The sequence below is a fragment of the Peribacillus simplex genome (genome assembly GCF_001578185.1).
Lineage (GTDB): Bacteria > Bacillota > Bacilli > Bacillales > DSM-1321 > Peribacillus > Peribacillus simplex_A.
Map to the genome: position 1 here is coordinate 3,998,465 of NZ_CP011008.1, position 18,256 is coordinate 4,016,720.

Annotated in this window: 17 protein-coding genes; 5 read left to right on the top strand and 12 right to left on the bottom strand. The window is 39.5% G+C overall.

Annotation, left to right across the window (positions count from 1 at the left end; all coding sequences use genetic code 11):
• Window positions 1-3: 3 nt before the first annotated feature.
• From UP17_RS18640 to UP17_RS18650, 3 genes are all read right to left on the bottom strand, one after another.
• Window positions 4-819, bottom strand: a complete 816-nt coding sequence (locus tag UP17_RS18640) for a uroporphyrinogen-III synthase (RefSeq protein WP_061464441.1) — start codon at window positions 817-819, stop codon at window positions 4-6.
• A gap of 180 nt (window positions 820-999) precedes the next feature.
• Complete coding sequence (locus UP17_RS18645; protein ID WP_061464442.1) at window positions 1,000-1,533, bottom strand: hypothetical protein; 534 nt, start codon at window positions 1,531-1,533, stop codon at window positions 1,000-1,002.
• A gap of 342 nt (window positions 1,534-1,875) precedes the next feature.
• Entirely contained in the window at window positions 1,876-2,157 is a 282-nt protein-coding gene (locus UP17_RS18650) for a hypothetical protein (RefSeq protein WP_061464443.1), read from the bottom strand.
• 367 nt (window positions 2,158-2,524) lie between these two features.
• Here UP17_RS18650 and UP17_RS18655 point away from each other — a divergent pair, with 367 nt between their 5' ends.
• Window positions 2,525-3,457, top strand: coding sequence for an L-lactate dehydrogenase (locus UP17_RS18655; RefSeq protein WP_061464444.1), 933 nt, complete (start codon window positions 2,525-2,527; stop codon window positions 3,455-3,457).
• A gap of 42 nt (window positions 3,458-3,499) precedes the next feature.
• Complete coding sequence (locus UP17_RS18660; RefSeq protein ID WP_061464445.1) at window positions 3,500-5,074, top strand: L-lactate permease; 1,575 nt, start codon at window positions 3,500-3,502, stop codon at window positions 5,072-5,074.
• A gap of 338 nt (window positions 5,075-5,412) precedes the next feature.
• Here UP17_RS18660 and UP17_RS18665 read toward each other — a convergent pair whose 3' ends face one another.
• The 6 genes from UP17_RS18665 to UP17_RS18690 form a co-directional block, all read right to left on the bottom strand.
• Complete coding sequence (locus tag UP17_RS18665; protein WP_061464446.1) at window positions 5,413-6,123, bottom strand: DsbA family oxidoreductase; 711 nt, start codon at window positions 6,121-6,123, stop codon at window positions 5,413-5,415.
• A 74-nt stretch (window positions 6,124-6,197) separates the two neighbouring features.
• The gene (locus UP17_RS18670; RefSeq protein ID WP_061464447.1) at window positions 6,198-6,653 is read right to left on the bottom strand and encodes an RrF2 family transcriptional regulator; all 456 of its coding nucleotides are present in this window, start codon (window positions 6,651-6,653) and stop codon (window positions 6,198-6,200) included.
• A gap of 721 nt (window positions 6,654-7,374) precedes the next feature.
• Window positions 7,375-8,544 (bottom strand): MFS transporter, encoded by a 1,170-nt coding sequence (locus tag UP17_RS18675; RefSeq protein WP_061464448.1) that lies wholly within the window; start codon window positions 8,542-8,544, stop codon window positions 7,375-7,377.
• 136 nt (window positions 8,545-8,680) lie between these two features.
• A complete protein-coding gene (locus UP17_RS18680) occupies window positions 8,681-9,238 on the bottom strand; it encodes a cyclophilin-like fold protein (protein ID WP_250211693.1) in 558 nt (185 codons plus the stop codon).
• Window positions 9,239-9,384: 146 nt separating this feature from the next.
• Window positions 9,385-10,131, bottom strand: a complete 747-nt coding sequence (locus UP17_RS18685; RefSeq protein ID WP_061464449.1) for an SDR family oxidoreductase — start codon at window positions 10,129-10,131, stop codon at window positions 9,385-9,387.
• A gap of 409 nt (window positions 10,132-10,540) precedes the next feature.
• On the bottom strand, window positions 10,541-11,644 hold the full coding sequence (locus UP17_RS18690; RefSeq protein WP_061464450.1) for an alpha/beta hydrolase: 1,104 nt from the start codon (window positions 11,642-11,644) through the stop codon (window positions 10,541-10,543).
• Window positions 11,645-11,877: 233 nt separating this feature from the next.
• Between UP17_RS18690 and UP17_RS18695 the strand changes: the two genes are divergently transcribed.
• The gene (locus UP17_RS18695) at window positions 11,878-12,423 is read left to right on the top strand and encodes a TetR/AcrR family transcriptional regulator (protein WP_061464451.1); all 546 of its coding nucleotides are present in this window, start codon (window positions 11,878-11,880) and stop codon (window positions 12,421-12,423) included.
• A 332-nt stretch (window positions 12,424-12,755) separates the two neighbouring features.
• Here the strand turns inward: UP17_RS18695 and UP17_RS18700 are convergent, their stop codons facing one another.
• The 3 genes from UP17_RS18700 to UP17_RS18710 all read right to left on the bottom strand — a co-directional run bounded on the left by UP17_RS18700 (window position 12,756) and on the right by UP17_RS18710 (window position 15,318).
• Entirely contained in the window at window positions 12,756-13,520 is a 765-nt protein-coding gene (locus UP17_RS18700) for a TIGR03943 family putative permease subunit (RefSeq protein ID WP_061464452.1), read from the bottom strand.
• On the bottom strand, window positions 13,520-14,530 hold the full coding sequence (locus UP17_RS18705; protein ID WP_061464453.1) for a permease: 1,011 nt from the start codon (window positions 14,528-14,530) through the stop codon (window positions 13,520-13,522). Before UP17_RS18705 ends, UP17_RS18700 begins: the two co-directional genes overlap by 1 nt.
• Before the next feature lie 119 nt (window positions 14,531-14,649).
• A complete protein-coding gene (locus tag UP17_RS18710) occupies window positions 14,650-15,318 on the bottom strand; it encodes a YdeI/OmpD-associated family protein (RefSeq protein ID WP_061466167.1) in 669 nt (222 codons plus the stop codon).
• An 832-nt stretch (window positions 15,319-16,150) separates the two neighbouring features.
• On the opposite strand from UP17_RS18710, the gene UP17_RS18720 reads away from it, so the two are divergent.
• Entirely contained in the window at window positions 16,151-16,651 is a 501-nt protein-coding gene (locus tag UP17_RS18720) for a DinB family protein (protein ID WP_061464455.1), read from the top strand.
• A 546-nt stretch (window positions 16,652-17,197) separates the two neighbouring features.
• On the top strand, window positions 17,198-18,181 hold the full coding sequence (gene guaC, locus UP17_RS18725; RefSeq protein ID WP_061464456.1) for a GMP reductase: 984 nt from the start codon (window positions 17,198-17,200) through the stop codon (window positions 18,179-18,181).
• Window positions 18,182-18,256 lie beyond the last annotated feature (75 nt).

Below are 18,256 nucleotides of genomic sequence, written 5' to 3' on the forward strand. Positions count from 1 at the left end.
CCCTTATCTGCTTGCAATGCCCTGATAATATTTCACCAGCTCCACCATTGCACTGCCCATCCGTTGATCTTCTGGATATATGACCCGCTTGATTCCTTCATCTATTACCACTTGTGCCGTTACTTTTCCGACAGCAAGAGCAATCACATCGGATTTAAACCAGTCGATTATTTTATCTTCCACACCTTGTTCACGGGCAAATTTCATCAAATTACGAGGCTGAGGTGCGCTCGTGAACACGACAGAATCTACCTTCCCTCCAAGAATTTCTTCGATTAGCTGACGCATCGTTTCTTTTTCGGGCGGTATATGTTCGTATGGAAGGATTTCTTTATGTTCCACTTTTTGCTCATCCAGCCAATTCATCAAAAGAGGCGCTGGATCGCCGTGAAGCTGCAAAGCGACCATTACATCTCCGGACAGATGGCCTTCCAGATTTCGAACGAGCCCTGCCGTACTCCCATCATCATCACGGATTAATGGCTGCAAGCCGAGTTTTTTCAGCATATTCACTGTTTTATAGCCCCTAGCCGCAATTTTCATGGACTGCAAAGCCTCTATGAAACGATCTCCCGCTTCCATCTTCAATGCCGTTTTATATAATAGTTCCGTCCCCACTCCCGTCGTCAGGATGATCCAATCGAACTCTCCTGCCATCAAACGGGTGACATCCTCTTCCAAATGGGAATCATCAAGGAATACCGTCCCCTGTGCTGGACGAACGAGTGGGACTCCCCCAAGATTATCAACGATTTTACTAAGTTCTTCCGTCTTCCTCGCTCCCAATAAAGCAATGGTCCTGCCATTAAGCTTACTCATCCATGCCCCTCCTATATGTACATTCATTTTTGAAACCTCTAATCCATCTCAACCATTATACAAATTTTCAGTCTTTGAAACTATAAAAAACAAAAGTATCTGCGCCTTTTTCTTTCTTTTATCCTCTATTAAATTATAGTTTAGCAGCACTTTGCAGAAAGCAGCATTACCCTTGATCTTTCATTTCCTGAAGTATAAATGCATTAAATTGAATTCATTTTCACCATCACACGTAATGGTATGTATGGCATCCGACTTAATGAATGCTTCACCATCAAGCTCCCCCACTTCGTTCACCATTGAAATTACAAATATATCATCTTCCAGGTTTTTAATAAAACCCTGCACATCACCATATCCCGCATTAAAAAGTTCAACTGAAACCATGAAGTTATTTTCATGTGCAAAATCCAGAAAACTCAAAAGTAAATCTTCATTTCCATCAACGAATTCAATATGATTTTGTTTTTTTGCCATATATAATCTCTTGATTTTCTTAATGTATTTCGTATTGACATTGATTTGGTGAATGCTTTCAAGATAAAGTAAACTGTATCCATCATACAGCCCGGTTGAAGTAATATTAGCTGCCACTACAAACGCATCTGACACTTTTAGTATCTTAGCCACACGAAATTTCCTTAAATCATTTGTATCCGAGTATAATTCGACAAACTCTTCTCTTTCAGAAATTTTAAGCAATTGTTTTTTCATCTTTCAATTCCCTTTCTCCGAAATTATTTATAAGCCCAAATTCTTCATTAAATTTGGCTGTTTTCACATACTTTGTTGCTATTTACCAGGTAGTGAGTTGTGGTTGATTTCCCCTCCAGATGCTCGCTTTCCTTGGTGCGGGCGGTGAGCCTCCTCGGCGTAAACGCCTGTGGGGTCTCACCTGTCCCGCTGCTCCCGCAGGAGTCTCGCACTTCCGCTCCAATCAACCTTAAAAGTTTCGTTTTAAAAACAACGAAAAGAGCCTTAAATTTAAATTCTCTCCTTTTAACTTTCCTTCCAAGTAAAAAAAAGACTGCCACCAGGACAGCCAGTTTCCATTTATCAATTCTTGTGCACGGCCCTTTGGGCAATTTGCTCATGTTCTTTTTTCACAAAAACATCATATTGAGTAGTTTTATGGCGATTTTGAAAATCCTGGGAACCTAAATTCATAGGCGTTTTCGTTTTGAATTGGATACCCTCGTTTTCCAATTTCGCTATCACCTTAAAATAATTATCATTTCCAAATGCCGTATAGATACAAGTCCAGTATTTATAGGAAATTATTTTGACAGTTAATACACATGCAATCACGACGACTAGTATCCCAATTATGATATACACCTTTTTAGCTCCTTTTTATTTCGGAAATCCCTTCTTTACACTATATTCTTTGCTTCATGTATCATCTCCTTTTTAAACTGCCTTCACTTTGCTCAGATCCGATCCGACAACTACTGCAAACGGTGCTACTATCATGTAAAAAAAACCTAATTAATACTTTTGTTTGTTGCAATGTTATAGTGCTATGTAGTAAAATAACATTGTGAAATAATTCACAAAGTAATTGTTTATTACAGCTCTGCAAACATAAAAACATGCAGACTGAAAATTTTTTTACAGCCTCTTGTGAAATATTTCACATATTAAAGGGATGGAGATATCCTTTTAAGGAAGTTTTTTACTTTCGAAAAAATTGGAGGTATTCATTATGAATTCTACACAGGGAAATAAAGTCGTTTTAGTTGGTACTGGTGCAGTTGGATCTAGTTATGCCTATGCTTTGATGAATCAAGGAATATGTGATGAGTTGGTTCTTGTCGATTTGAATCAAGAAAAAGCGAAAGGCGATGTTATGGACCTAGATCATGGTCTTGTGTATGCGCCTAGTGCCATGAATATAAAATCCGGATCATACGAGGACTGTAGGGATGCTGCAATCGTAGTCATATGTGCTGGAGCCGCTCAAAAACCTGGAGAAACCAGGCTAGATCTTGTAAGGAAAAACATGAACATTTTTGAATCGATCGTAGGCAGCATCATGAAAGCTGGATTTAATGGCATTTTCTTGATCGCAACGAATCCAGTAGACATTTTGGCATATGCGACATGGAAATTTTCCGGTTTACCGAAAGAAAAAGTGATTGGTTCAGGGACTATATTGGATTCTGCAAGATTCCGCTCTTTATTAGGGCAAGAATTTAATACCGCACCTACAAGTATCCATGCCTATATCATTGGTGAACATGGTGATTCACAACTTCCGGTTTGGAGCTCTGCCAATTTTTCCGGATTGCAGATAGCTCCAAAATTAAATGAAGCAAGAAAAAAAGAGATTGTCATTCAAGTCCGTGATGCTGCATACCAGATCATTGAGTCGAAGGGTGCTACGTATTATGGAATCTCCATGGGATTGGCGAGAATCACAAAAGCGATCTTAAAGAACGAAAATGTCGTCTTACCAGTTGGCTCATTGTTGGAAGGCGAATATGGCCATAGTAATGTTTATATTGGTACCCCTACAGTCATTAATCGCACAGGCGCAAAAAACATTGTCGAGCTTACCCTAAACGAGAGCGAAAAAGAACAGTTTGCCCGCTCTGTTCATACGCTTCAAGATATTCAAGCCCAATTTTGGGAGTAGTTCATACACTAACCAGAATTTCTTATGCAGGGAGCTGTCATTATGATAGTACAAACATACAACCCATTTAATAATCTTGCCATTTCAGCATTAGTTGCAGCTATACCGATCCTTTTATTTCTATTATGCTTGACGATTTTTAAGATGAAAGGAATCCACGCAGCCCTTCTAAACTTATTTGTTACCTTTCTTATCGTCCTTTTCCTCTTTAATCTACCTTTGGGAGAAGCAATCGGAAGTGTGGTTCAAGGTACGTTCCAAGGGATATGGCCGATTGGCTATATCATCGTGATGGCGGTCTGGTTATATAAAATCTCTGTTAAATCCGGAAAGTTCGAGGTGTTACGCGGTAGCATAGCAGGGATTTCACAAGACCAACGCCTTCAGCTCTTACTTATTGGTTTTTGCTTTAACGCCTTTCTTGAAGGAGCAGCAGGTTTTGGTGTACCGATCGCAATCTGCGCCGTCCTATTGGTTTCATTGGGATTCAAGCCTTTACAGGCAGCGATGCTCTGTCTAATAGCAAATGGTGCTTCTGGAGCATTCGGGGCAATCGGTATACCGGTTGGTATCATTGGGACATTCGGCTTGGAAAATGTAACATCGATGAATGTGTCCATGATGACAGCCTTAACACTGCCGCTCATTAACTTTACTATTCCGTTTTTATTAATATGGCTGATGGATGGCTTTAAAGGGATCAGAGAAGTATTGCCGGCCATATTAGTGACATCGACTACTTATACAGTGTCCCAGGCGATCATGACCGTTTTTGTAGGCCCAGAGTTAGCTGACATTATTCCATCTCTCTTAACCATGGGGGTGCTGGCGTTATTTCTTAATAAGTGGCAGCCTAAACATTTATTTTTACTCAACGGCAAGGAATTTGAATTCGAAAAACATTCAATGGGTAATATCGTAAAGGCATGGTCTCCATTTTATCTATTGACGCTATTTGTTTTGATTTGGAGCTTTCCTGCCTTTAAAGGACTGTTCTCTCAAGGAGGTATCCTTGAATCGGCTGTCCTGAAATTAATATTTCCGGGATCTTCGATTACGATCGGCATTGATTTAATCGGTGCAACGGGAACAGCGATCTTATTGGCTGCGCTGACGACCATCGCTACGACGAAAGCCATTAATGTCAGTGAAGGTCTTTCCCTCCTGAAAAAAACGGTTTTAGAGTTTCGGATTCCAATCATCATGATCTGTGCGATCATCAGCATAGCCAAATTGATGTCATATGGTGGATTAACAAATGTTTTGGGGGAAGCGGTTGCGACAACAGGACAAATCTTCCCGCTATTATCACCGCTATTAGGGTGGATCGGCGTGTTCATGACTGGATCTGTAGTGAATAACAATACGTTATTTGCTCCAATACAGGCTACGGCAGGCAACATCATAGGGACAAACTCATCATTATTGGTTTCCGCAAACACTGCCGGGGGCGTCATGGCAAAGCTCGTTTCTCCACAATCGATTGTAATCGCGACGGCTGCAGTTGGCGAAACCGGAAAAGAATCGGCTTTAACGAAAATGACATTGAAATACAGCTTTGGGTTATTAGCCTTCGTGTGCATTTGGACATTTATTTTATCGCTATTCTTTAAGTGAATCCAAGTAAAACTCACGGCTTCGAAAAAGACTGCATCCAAGATGATCAGTTCATCTTGAATGCAGTCTTTTTTACATTTGGCTGTTTTCACATACTTTATTGCTATTTACCAGGTAGTGAGGTGTGGTTGATTTCCCCTCCAGATGCTCGCTTTCCTTGGTGCGGGCGGTGAGCCTCCTCGGCGTAAACGCCTGTGGGGTCTCACCTGTCCCGCTGCTCCCGCAGGAGTCTCGCACTTCCGCTCCAATCAACCTTAAATAGTTTCGTTTTAAAAACAACAATCTTTACGAAAAGAGCCTTACATTTAAAGCAAAAGCCCTTGTCCTTCCTAACCGGTTTATTTTTCCGGCACGTTACAAGAACCGTCCGTACAAGCATCGCCTGTTGCTGGATCATTCACCATTTGCAGCGGATTTTCCTCAGCCCATATTTTTTTCAGCGTATCCAGGAACGCCTCTGCTGACTGTGCGCCAGAGATGCCATACTTGCGGTTAATGACAAAGAATGGAACGCCTGTAATTCCAAGCTGGCTTCCTTCCTGCTCATCGCCCCTTACTTCCGCCGTGAATGTCGTTCCTCCCAGCATGGCTTCTGCCTCAAACTTATCAAGGCCAGCCTCTTCAGCTAAATTAACCAATATAGCATGATCGCCAATATGCTTGCCTTCGGTAAAGTATGCTTTGAACAGGAGCTCGTTCATTTCATTCTCTTTACCTTTTGATTCAGCGAAATGCATCAAGCGGTGAGCATCGAAAGAATTCGTTAAAACCACTTTGTCCAAATGATATTCGAGACCCAATTCTTTAGCCTGCTGAGTCAGGTTTTGATTGTTCGCTTCCACATCCGCTTGAGACATGCCGTATTTCTTGGCCAGCATTTCATTTTGGGACATATCGATTTCCCGCTCAGCCTCTGGGTTTAACTCAAAACTGCGAAATGAAACCTCTACCTGAGCTTTATTTTCAAATTGTTTCAAAGCCTCTTCGAATCGACGCTTCCCTATATAACAAAACGGACATTGATAATCCGACCAAATTTCCACCTTCATGTAAATACCTCCTCATTTTAAATGCAATCGCATTAAGCACATTATATAATCTTGGGTATCCTCTTGCAAGGATATTACCCTAGACACTCTTTTTCAAAATTGGTCAAGTCGACTTTTTTCATGAATTCTTCTAATGTATAGCCCTTTAATAGACGCAATGTTTCCTTTTCGGCCTCGTTCATGATTTCCTCCAAAGCCGTATCCAGCTGCTTCCCTACTTCACCGCATTCGCTCGTTTCCATACAAACTAGACATTCCGGCCGTACCGCTTGATACACATCGGCCAAAGTAAGCTGAGAGGCAGCCACCTTCAAGCTATATCCGCCTTCCCGTCCTTCCTTTGTTTCGACGATCCCCGCCGCTGCAAGCTGAGCCATCACCCTTCGTAAAAAAGTGGCATGTGATTTAACCTTTAAGGCGATTGCGGAACTTGTCAGGAGCTTTTCGCTTTGTGCGAGCCAAACCAGAGAGTGAATGGCAATAGCAAACCGCGGCGGTCCAATTTGATTATTTCGATTACCTGATGACATGCTTATCCCCCTTACACCCCTATCCATAGTATGCCCATTATACTATGTTACGTTCTCCCGAACAAATGGACTCTTGGACTTAATCAATTCAATCATAAAGTCTGAATGGTAAATCTGTATCACAGGAGATTTTCCACGAAGGAAAAATACCCCTATTTACTCGTCATACTTGGCGCAATGCTGTCATCTTTAGTTTTAGCGCCCTGCTATTGGCACCCGCTTTATTCATAATGGATATCAGCTGGATCGGCACAACGGGCGGGATGCCGTCAGCCTATGAAATATCGGATAAGATCACCTTAGATATTGCCTTAAATTCGCTACATAAATTAAAACCAATCATTCGCATTTTATGAAAGACGGATTTATTCATTCGTATACCAATCCCCAGTGTCAAAAGTTGGTGAAGAAAATGAAATTAGGACAATCCCTGTCACGCCTTGGAAACTGTTGGGGTAACGCCCCGCAAGAATCATTCTTTGGTCATTTTAAAGATGAAATGGATTTAATAAACTGTAAGACCTTAAAAGATGTGAAACGCAAGTAAGAAGTTATATGATCTATTACAACCATTATCGAGGACAATGGAATCTAAAAAAGATGCCGCCTGCAAAATAAAGACAGCATCTCCTTCAGGTTGCCTAACTTTTTTTAATGTCCTTTACAAAGGGGACAATTCAGACATACCTAGCCTTTTTATAAAGGATGTTTAATTAATTCCTTATCCGGAAATTTGGTTTGTAGGACTATACATATAGTTTCTTAGTAAAATAAATACCAACCCTAATATTAACGATAATAATCCCACTAATACGACGTATTGTGTACCTAATTCTGAAATAAATAATCCACCTGCAGCTGTACCAATTGTTGTTCCAAAGTTAACGGATGATAAAAATAATCCATTAGCGAAATCAGGAGCTTCTGGAGCTGAAGACGTAATCCAATATTGATTAATATTAGTTCCTATACCAGCCAATATTCCCCAAATTAAAGTAATGATAGCCATAGGAAAAGTAAACTGTCCAAATAAGAATAATATGATATAAACGGCTCCCAATGCAAAAGGAAAAGACACTACAGATTTGATGGCATCTTTAGTAAGTAACTTCCCTGCCACAATGTTTCCAATAATATTTGCCCCCCCGAATATGACTAACATTAAACTAATCGATTTCCCGGAGGTATTCGTAACGGTTTTAAGATACTCAGCAAAATAACTATACACCCCAAATACGGCTGAATTTAGTAAAATGACAGCAACAATGGAAAGCCAAGTAATTGGTTTTTTTAATACCGATAATTGAGCTCCGTAAGAAAGTCTTTCTTTAACAGGCATAGAAGGGAAAAATGCTAATGTAGCCATAAATACTATAACGTTCACAATGGCAAAAAATGCCATTGATATTTGAAATGAAACTGTGCTGGCCAGAAAACTTGCGATAGGTACACCAAGTACCATTCCCGCAGATACTCCAATAAAAACTTTTGAAACAGCTTTTGGAGCTTCTTCTTTACGAACTGAGTTAGCAGCCAATGTAAAAGCTGCTGAAAAATAGATTGGATGAAAAATGGCTGGTATCACACGCGCAATTATTGCAATGGCAAAGTTAGATGTAAATATAGAGACAATGTTACCTAGAATGAAAATTCCAAGTACAAGTAACATTGCCTTCTTGCGATTTATCCCCGAAAATAATAACGGCATAGTTGGACCAGACATTGAAACAGTAAGTGCGAAGAGACTCACCAGCCACCCGGCCTTAGATACACTGATATGAAAGTGATCAGCAATGTAGGGTAATATCCCTATAACCCCCATTTCAGTATTTATGATGCCGAAAGCCCCTATCATCAATATATATATAAGTAAATTATTTCGTTTAAGCAAAAAGCAACTCCTATCTTCAATTATTTACAATTAGGCAGAAACGTTTCTCCACCTTCTTATGCAGGTTCAGGCATTGTATCAAAACAAACTACTGAGATCTTAATTCATCATATCCCCCCTTCCGATCATCCTCTTTTTAATCAAGTTTTTCGATTGTAACTTTAAAATCGTCATTTATGCTTTTAAGTTTTTCTACTCCAGATTCGATCTTACCTAATTTGATCAATCCATTTGAAAGCCCATGATCCCCATAAAATAAAGTAATATTTCCCCAAGGGGAAAAATAAGCAAAGTCTCCAACTGAAGGGTCACTGCCAGATGGTGCGTCTTTAGTAGTTAATCTTTGGTCTAGGACACTAATTTTTTCGATATTCGCATAATCTTTAAAAGTAACTGTTAATGGCAGTTGGTCAAAAAAATCTCTACTTGTTGGATTATCGTACAATTTCACAATTACTTTTTCGTTATTACATGTCAATTTCACTCTAACGTCTTGCATATTATTAAGACCCTCATTATCTTCACTATTCTGATTGTCCGTTTTATCAGTTTTAACTACATTATTAGTACTTGAATTAGTATTTACATTGTCATTGCCCTTGATGTTTTTTTCATTATTACTACTGCCACAAGCTGTTAGAAACGTTGAAGTAGCCAATATAGATAAAAGAGTCCATTTATACCCTTTTCCCATCAATATGCCCTCCTGATTTTTATTCATAATTGCTTGGAAACTAACATAAATGAACAGGGATTATCCTAAAGACTGTTATTAGTAAAAAATTGCCCCCAACAAGCTAAGAGGCAGTTTTTTAATCATTTCGTTAATGGTAACTTCCATTAGATAACTTGTTTCGTTGGGCGAATCAAGATTTCGCTTACCGCAACCGTTTCAGGTGTGCTAATCGCATAAGCCACTGCATCTGCGATATCGCTTGATTTCAAAGAAAAACCTTCTCCTGAATCCATAAGATTCTTTACCCATTCTTGATCTTCAGGAGTATTAATTGTTGTATAAAGTTCAGTACTTACAGCACCTGGTGAAACAATAGTTGACCGAATATTATTTTCTCTTTCTTCCTGGCGCAGTCCCTCCATAATCGCTCTAACTGCAAACTTTGTACCGCAGTATACGGCAGATCCCGGGTAAACAACATGACCAGCTACGGAATCAGTTGAAATAATATGACCGGACTGTTGCTTTTTCATAATGGGTAATACAGCAGCCATTCCATTTAAAACACCCATAATGTTAATGTCTAACATTTGACGCCATTCATCAAAGCGTGTTTCCGAAAGTGGCGCAGTTGGCATGACTCCAGCATTGTTGTAGAGCACATCTACACGGCCATATTTTTCGACCGCCAAATCTATAACTGCTTGAACTTCCTCCTTTTTTGATACATCTGCAACAGCATAAGAAATTTCAGCATTTGGTAATGATTCAACAAGAGCTTTCAAGCGATCTTCACGACGAGCCGCAATCACTAATTTCGCTCCTTCTTGTGCAAGTTTCTTGGTCGTTGCTTCACCAATCCCACTGGATGCACCCATAATAATAACAACTTTATCTTGAATATTAGACATAATTAATAACTCCCTTCCTTATGTGTATTGAAAAACTATAATAGTGGATATTTACTTCGCTTAACAAAGAAAATCACCATTTGTTGATTAATCAACATCCGTTTATCATTATAAATAGAAACAGGATTCACTCACAATGGTTAAATGAACGCGATTTGTTGATTATTGAACAAACCAAATAAAAATGTTGATTATCTTTAGGGAAGTATTGTCTTGTAAATTCATCTTCTCTTCGTCATATCCGCCAAGTATAATAAACGACATATGGTAATCCTTAACAAAACCCTTCAAATCTACATGGCGTATGGAATTCTATTCAGACAAAAAAGTGTGAATCCCGACAAGAGATGCGGGATTCACTCAATGTACCATTGACACGCAAAGCTCTCTACGTCTTTCCACACAAGCCTTATTTTTTCTTCAGATTTTCTTTGAAGAACGACTCAAGCTTGTCAAAGGGGATTAAATTCACCCGATCGTACAGATCCACATGACCTGCGCCCGGAACAATGTAGAGTTCCTTCGGTTCGCCCGCTAGCTTGTAGGCGTCTTCGCTGAACTCTCTGGAATGAGCGTTTTCACCCGCGATGAAAAGCATGGGACGAGGAGAAATCGTCTCTATATCTTCGAATGGGTAGAAATTCATGAACTTGACGTTACTGGTAAGCGTCGGGTGTGTCGTGAGTTCAGGTGACGAACCTTTTGGGGTGAATTCGCCCCTTGGAGTGCGGTAGAAGTCATAAAACTCACGCTCAATGGCGGTCGAGTTTTCATTTAGCCCATGCACTGTTCCGCCGGTGTATTTGGTTTCACCGCCCGTGAACTCCACATAGCGTTGCTCGGCTGCCTCTGCAATGATTTTCTTTCTTTGCTCAAGTGTCAGGGAATGTTTAAGCCCATTACGATTAGCAGCACCCATATCGTACATACTGACTGTCGCAACGGCTTTCATGCGCGGGTCGATCTTGGCTGCGCTGATGGCAAAGCTCCCGCTGCCACAAATCCCAAGAACACCAATCCGATCCCTGTCAACAAACGGCCGGGTGCCCAGAAAATCCACCGCAGCACTGAAATCCTCGGCATAGATATCCGGCGAAACAGCATTGCGAGGCTGACCCTCACTCTTTCCCCAGAAAGACAAATCCAAGGACAAAGTAACGAAACCCCGTTCAGCCATTTTTTGTGCATACAGATTCGCACTTTGTTCTTTTACTGCGCCCATAGGATGCCCGACAATGATCGCCGGATTTTTGGTGTTCTTCTTCAAACCTTTGGGAATAAAAAGATTCCCTGCAACTTTCATGTTGTATTGATTTTTAAACGAAACCTTCTTCATGTTTACCTTGTCGCTCTTGTAAAAGTTGTCTGCTCCATTGGACATGTCCGGCTTGTATGCAACGTCGGTCTTGGATGCAGCGTCAACGCCGGTCTTGAATGCAAAGGTGGCCGCGGATAAAAGCAGGCCCAGTGCTATCACTGTGAGTACACGCGTGATAATAGATTTTTTTTTCATTTTAAAATAACACCCTTTCTTTTTTTGTTTTTGTAAATCATTCTTTTGTAACTATAATGGTGACATTGACTTCGTTCAGAAAAGAAAACATCATTGATTGATTAATCAACATCTGTTTATAATTATAAATAGAAACACGATGCTCTCAATGGTTAAATGAACGCAATTCGTTGATTACTCAACAAATCAATAAAAATTGTTGATTATTTTTAGGAAAGTCTGGTGACCAAACAATGGCGAAAATAGATAGAAGAATAATCAAAAGCCAAGAAGCCATTAAAAAGGCTCTAATCGAACTGATGTCTGAAAAAAGTTTTGATGACATTACCATTCAGGATATTGCAGACAGAGCAAATGTTAATCGAGGAACCATCTATCTTCATTATTTAGATAAATTTGATCTATTAGATAAAGTCATGGAAGAACATATAAAAAACATGAGTAATTTTTGTGAGTCGGCAACTGAAATGGATTATATAGAATCGACTGTACACTGTATGGAATACTTTAAGAGTAATTATTTATTCTTTTCGACGATGTTAGCGAGTGAAGGAGCTCCAAATTTTCGCAGTCAGTTCCTTAAGTTTAATATCGAGGAGTTTAAGAAAGATGTGGACATAACAAAAGGAAAAAATCACAGTCAAAATGAAGATGTAATTGTTCAATTTATTGCAAATGCTTACGTAGGGGTAGTGGAATGGTGGTTAAAGAATGGAATGCCTTATCCACCTCGTGTCATGGCAGAAAAAGTGGGGGATTTGTTAGAGAGGATAGTATAATTACTATTATGAAAAACCTTCTTAAATAAGTGTAGAAGAAACCTGAAGTGACTTTTACTAGGATAGTGGTCTCTTCTTACTTATTAAAATACAAATTGTGAATCATTGCACTTAAACTACCGGGTGGTTTAGTTGATTAAAGATTACTAAAAAAAGAATTCATTTTGAACTCTTTTTTCAAAATGAATTCTTTTTATTTACGCTAAAAAGCTCAAATAATGTATCCTTTTTAAACATTTCCCGAGTTCGGCCCCCATATTTGGTCTTTTTCTTCGTCTATAAGCCTGCTGATTCCATAACTCCATTTACCACCTTTTGCCCGGTCTCCAATACTACTGAATGATTTGCACATTCCCATATAAATAAGCTTCTTCCGGTGCCTTTATTTTCTTCGACTTTTTTAAATCGATCACAGGTACGTCTTCCCCTTTATAGCTTCCTTTTTTTAATGTACCCGTAATGGTGTACCAATCATTCGTCTTCATCCCTTCTACATTCCCATTGACCATATATCCATATAGCGTCGCATCCACTACACAGCAGGACATGGAGAGGCGGGAGATGGCCATTTGTTTTTCTGTAAAAGTATCCTCACGATATATGAACCCCGTAAGCTCTATTTCTTTCCCCTCGATCGTATCGAGGTTATTCAGTAAATCATCCAGTACCTCAAAGTAATTATCATCCGTAACGGTAATTTTCTCCCCATTCGTATGTTTCCCTTTATCATACGAGCTTACCTTCTGTGGCTGCTGGTTCGCCATCCCTCTTTTCGCCAGCACTTCCCCGCTTAATGTAAAATCGGTCAGGATGAAGCCCAGAAGAATCGGAATGAAGAACAAACTATATTTCAGGACCAGCGCGGTTGGGGAAGACTCTCCGTCCGATTCACAATCACAATGATATACACCATGTTTTTGTTTTTTCATACGGAGAAGACTGATCACTAAAAAAGCACAAAGCGCCGCCAATGCATATGGAACCATTTTGGGCGCAATCAATTTCGTTAAATGTCCCGAAACATACAATTTAAAAATCATGAGGCCCAGTCCAAGCAGCAGCAATCCCTCAAGTCTTTGGATAAAAAAACGTTTCATCAGAAGCCCCCCTTACTGATCAATCCGCCTGCAATCAGGCATAGGCTGAAGACGACTGCGAAAACAAGCAAGACATATGTTACGACAAAGCTCCGTTTAAAGCAGGACATCATGATCAAGATATTTTTCAAATCCAGCATGGGCCCAAATACAAGGAAACCCAGTATCGAACCTGGTAAAAAACTATTGGAAAAGGAAGCGGCAACGAATGCATCAGCAGATGAACAGAGTGAAAGCACAAACGCAATCCCCATCATCAATGCCGTGCCTTTTATCGGCGCCTGACCAATATCGGCCATTACGTTCCGATCCATAAGCACTTGAAATATACTGGCAAACAAAGCCCCGATGATAAAGTATCTGCCGACCATAAAAAATTCCTGTGAAGTATGATCAATGAAGCTTGTCCATTTAGTTGATCGAATATCATGTTCATGCCTGTGAACCACTTCAAATTTCTCCTCTTTCACCACATCTTTATTGCTGAATATATAAATGAATAAACCTACGATTACGGCTGTCAGGACGCAAAGAATGATTCTTCCATATAGAATGGACGGGTTATTTTGGAACGCATAATAAGTTGAGCCGAACACGATGACATTCAATATTGGGGCAGTTACGAGCAAGACAACACCTGCATGGACCGGGACACCCTTTTGAATCAATCTCCGTACGACCGGGATAATTGCACATTCGCAGACCGGTATGATCAGCGCTGCCCCTATCGCAGCAAAAATAGCTGTCATTGGTCGTTTTGGTATCATTCGCTGAATGATTTCTTCACTGATGAACAACTGGATGAACGAAGATGCAATAGCACCCAGGAACAGGAAAGGAATCGATTCTAAAAACAACCCCAAAAACACGACGAACACAGAGTGAAGCATCGGGTAGCCCGAGAGATCAATCCCTTTTGGAATGAACACATCGCCTAGAAAAAAGAATGCCAGCAGCAAAAACAATAGAATCAATAACAGCAAATTATCCGTATAACGTTTCAAAAGCATGTTCAACCACCTCGCAAATCATAATTATTACGATTTAAGTTCCGAATCGGTCTAGTATATTCTTTTGATAGGGTGAACATGACAAAAAACAAAAGAGAATGGAAGACATTCCTCCACCCTCATTTATTTCTTCGATACAAATCCCTGCTCTTGTACCCTTCTCCTAAAATCGTTTTCATTTCCTGGCGCCGTTTCACTTGGGTCGCCTCTTGTTTTGCACTATACACGTAGCGAGCCCAATCTTTACGATAGCCTGGGGTAAGTGATTGATAGAACGCAAGCAAATCAGGGGAATCCTGTAAATCATTCTCAATTTCAGAAATCATTTCGATATAATCATCCACCGATTGGCTTGCCTTGGTAGATGGACGGTTTCTATTTGCCGAATCCTCTTTCAGTCCGACTACCGTAAAGATATCATCCAATCCAACCATACGTGCAAACTTCATGTCACTCGATCCGACATAACCGTTTTCATCCGCCCCAAGGCCTTGCATCAAATCATCACGATGGATATATGCATCATATTCTTTATTTCCCTTCTTGGGATATGCCAAAAAGATATAACCGTTTTTACTCAGATAATTTTTCTCGATCACCTTACCCACGATTCCTTTTAAAGAATCCATATCAAATACAAATGCAAATATAAGATCATATGCACCCTTAGTAAGCTCTGTATCGTAATCCGGCAGCTCCGCAAAATAATCCGCCCTTGCTGGCAGATCCAAGACAGCCACCCGTTCATATTTATGTAAATTCAGTTTTTCGACTATTGTTTTAGCCATCGACATCACCCGTCCCATTTCGTATAGTCTATTTTCAGTTTAAAAGTTTCCCATTTGGCCCGCAACTTTTCTTTCAATAAAAAAGCAAAAAAGACGAAGAGTGAACCTCCCGTCTTTTTTATTATAATCATTCTATTAGTAATCAATCTTCTTCGAGTTTCTTTTTCCCTTTGAATGCTAGCGGTAAGTACATACTTAGCAATCATCTTTTAACGTAATTTAATGGGACCGCCATCAACCATGCCCCGGCTGCAAGCATATGAATTTTTTTACCCTTCTCTTTTCAGATAATGAAGTGCCTTTATGATAAACTTATATGGTAGAGTGTTATGAAAAGAAGAAACTCCTGGCCTGATCTTTTTTAACTCAGCTTATATGCAACATCCATGATTTCCGTTAAACAAGTAATGCGTCAATTGCAGGCATAAATCTAAGTTTTGTGCATAGCATGATAGGGTATCGATGCTCAAGAAAAATTCAAAACCCTGGAAATTCGGACCTGTCTTCAGATCTATTTCTTCCGCTAACAAGCAGAGCGAATCTTTGGAATCATGCTCATACCAATGAAACATGCCTTTTCGAGGTATCTCTTAACTCTTACTCAATAGACCTTCCTAACAAGCATATGCCGCGCCCCTACAATCATGAATCACACATATTCCAGCAATGAATCGAAATCATGAATCCATTTGTTATCCAAATCGGTTTAAAGTTTTTTAAAATAATTTCCCATCGCCTTATTCGTCATGCAGTCCGATATCCCTTTATTTTCTTAAATACCAAAAAATCAGTGATGCTTTCAAATGGGGGTGCCACAAAAGGGGGAGTTCACATGAATTTTATCGAGTATGATTTGCTATTCGAATCAAGAAACCAATTAATAGAGGAAATTATGGATTTGGATGAAAATATGCTGAACCATAGGCCTGTGCCTGAGGTATGGAACATCGCCCAAATTTGCCATCATTTATATCTCACGGAACAGGTGTTTACTGAAGCTATAGCTTATGGCCTTCGAGAAAGGGATTTTAATAATATCATTCAAAAAAACATTTACTTTGTTACTGATAGAACAAGGAAGTTTGCATCCCCAGATAACATTTCACCCTCTGCAAACCCATTTCAATTATCGACCCTCATGGATTTACTGGGAGAATCAAGGGATCGATTATTACAGGTTCTTTATGATATGGATACAGATACCATCTTAAATAGAAAGAAGGCCAAGCATCCCATGTTCGGGGACCTCTCTTTGGATCAATGGATTGAATTATTATCCTTACATGAACAAAGGCATATCAAACAGATACAAGAAATAAAGTCATCGGTATAATAATCCTTCCTGCCGCTGGAATAGACATGATTTAATTATTCTGCAGCTGCCTTCCCTTCCTCATGGTTGACTCAATTAACAAGGAAATAGAAAAAGAAAACAGCTTTTGATTCATCATAATTTTTTCATTAATGGCATAGAGCAACCAGGATTTAAAAAAAGCTAGGCACTTAAGGAGTGCCTAGCTTTTACTGTTTTCAAATGAAGGTAATTTTTTTCTGCATTTTGTGCTAATGTGATTTGCCTTTCTCTCGCAGTTCCTAAAACGAATAGCTGCCCTCACTTGTTTATAGATCTCTTTGTATTCAGTATTATTAATCGCACTATAAGCCATTTTTCACTGAGAATTTGTTACCGCCAAATATCTGTTTTCTCTTTGTATTTAAGTACCCTTCTCCCTTTCTTTTTTTCATAACTTTTCTGAAGTTACACAAAATAAACCCATTAAAATTTTTGACTTACTGATAAAAATGATGTACATTACCTAGTGGGGCGAACAATTTTTATATAAACAGACAAAAATATTCGTATATAGAGGTGCATATCATGGAAAACGTGTTTGATTATGAAGATATTCAATTAATTCCTGCAAAATGTGTAGTAAACAGTCGTTCAGAGTGTGATACATCCGTTACGTTGGGTAAACATACATTCAAGTTACCTGTAGTACCTGCCAATATGCAAACGATCATTGATGAGAAGATTGCCATTTACTTAGCTGAAAACGGTTACTTCTATGTAATGCATCGTTTTGAACCAGAAAAGCGTCTTACTTTCATTAAAGATATGCACTCACGTGAATTAATCGCGTCCATCAGTGTCGGCGTTAAAGAAGAAGAATACGGATTCATCCAACAATTATCAGATGACAACATTGTTCCTGAATTCATTACGATAGATATTGCTCACGGTCACTCCAATGCCGTGATAAAGATGATACAGCATATTAAAAAACATTTACCTGAAAGTTTTGTCATTGCAGGGAATGTAGGAACTCCGGAAGCGGTACGGGAATTGGAAAATGCCGGTGCAGATGCTACAAAGGTAGGCATTGGGCCAGGGAAAGTATGCATCACTAAAATCAAGACTGGATTTGGAACGGGTGGCTGGCAATTAGCTGCACTTCGCTGGTGTGCAAAAGCGGCAAGCAAGCCAATCATAGCTGACGGCGGTATTCGCACGAACGGTGATATAGCTAAATCAGTTAGATTTGGGGCTTCAATGGTCATGATCGGTTCATTATTTGCTGGACATGAAGAATCTCCGGGTCAAACGATTGAGAAAGATGGAAAAGCTTTTAAAGAATACTTTGGTTCAGCTTCTGAATTCCAAAAAGGTGAAAAGAAAAACGTTGAAGGCAAAAAGATGTTTGTCGAGCACAAAGGTTCTTTGGAAGATACGTTGAAGGAAATGGAACAAGATCTTCAGTCTTCCATTTCTTATGCCGGTGGAACCAAGTTGGATGCCATCCGGAATGTGGATTATGTGGTCGTTAAGAATTCTATCTTTAACGGTGACAAGGTATATTAAGATTATTATATTCCACAACCTGGTGAGCAAGATACTTTATTAAGTACTTGCTCATCTTTACGTTGGAAGGTAATT

Coding starts and splice junctions, on each gene's coding strand:
- UP17_RS18640 (WP_061464441.1), bottom strand. CDS start 819: ATGAGTAAGCTTAATGGCAGGACCATTGCTTTATTGGGAGCGAGGAAG.
- UP17_RS18645 (WP_061464442.1), bottom strand. CDS start 1,533: ATGAAAAAACAATTGCTTAAAATTTCTGAAAGAGAAGAGTTTGTCGAA.
- UP17_RS18655 (WP_061464444.1), top strand. CDS start 2,525: ATGAATTCTACACAGGGAAATAAAGTCGTTTTAGTTGGTACTGGTGCA.
- UP17_RS18660 (WP_061464445.1), top strand. CDS start 3,500: ATGATAGTACAAACATACAACCCATTTAATAATCTTGCCATTTCAGCA.
- UP17_RS18665 (WP_061464446.1), bottom strand. CDS start 6,123: ATGAAGGTGGAAATTTGGTCGGATTATCAATGTCCGTTTTGTTATATA.
- UP17_RS18670 (WP_061464447.1), bottom strand. CDS start 6,653: ATGTCATCAGGTAATCGAAATAATCAAATTGGACCGCCGCGGTTTGCT.
- UP17_RS18680 (WP_250211693.1), bottom strand. CDS start 9,238: ATGGGAAAAGGGTATAAATGGACTCTTTTATCTATATTGGCTACTTCA.
- UP17_RS18685 (WP_061464449.1), bottom strand. CDS start 10,131: ATGTCTAATATTCAAGATAAAGTTGTTATTATTATGGGTGCATCCAGT.
- UP17_RS18690 (WP_061464450.1), bottom strand. CDS start 11,644: ATGAAAAAAAAATCTATTATCACGCGTGTACTCACAGTGATAGCACTG.
- UP17_RS18695 (WP_061464451.1), top strand. CDS start 11,878: ATGGCGAAAATAGATAGAAGAATAATCAAAAGCCAAGAAGCCATTAAA.
- UP17_RS18700 (WP_061464452.1), bottom strand. CDS start 13,520: ATGAAACGTTTTTTTATCCAAAGACTTGAGGGATTGCTGCTGCTTGGA.
- UP17_RS18705 (WP_061464453.1), bottom strand. CDS start 14,530: ATGCTTTTGAAACGTTATACGGATAATTTGCTGTTATTGATTCTATTG.
- UP17_RS18710 (WP_061466167.1), bottom strand. CDS start 15,318: ATGGCTAAAACAATAGTCGAAAAACTGAATTTACATAAATATGAACGG.
- UP17_RS18720 (WP_061464455.1), top strand. CDS start 16,151: ATGAATTTTATCGAGTATGATTTGCTATTCGAATCAAGAAACCAATTA.
- guaC (WP_061464456.1), top strand. CDS start 17,198: ATGGAAAACGTGTTTGATTATGAAGATATTCAATTAATTCCTGCAAAA.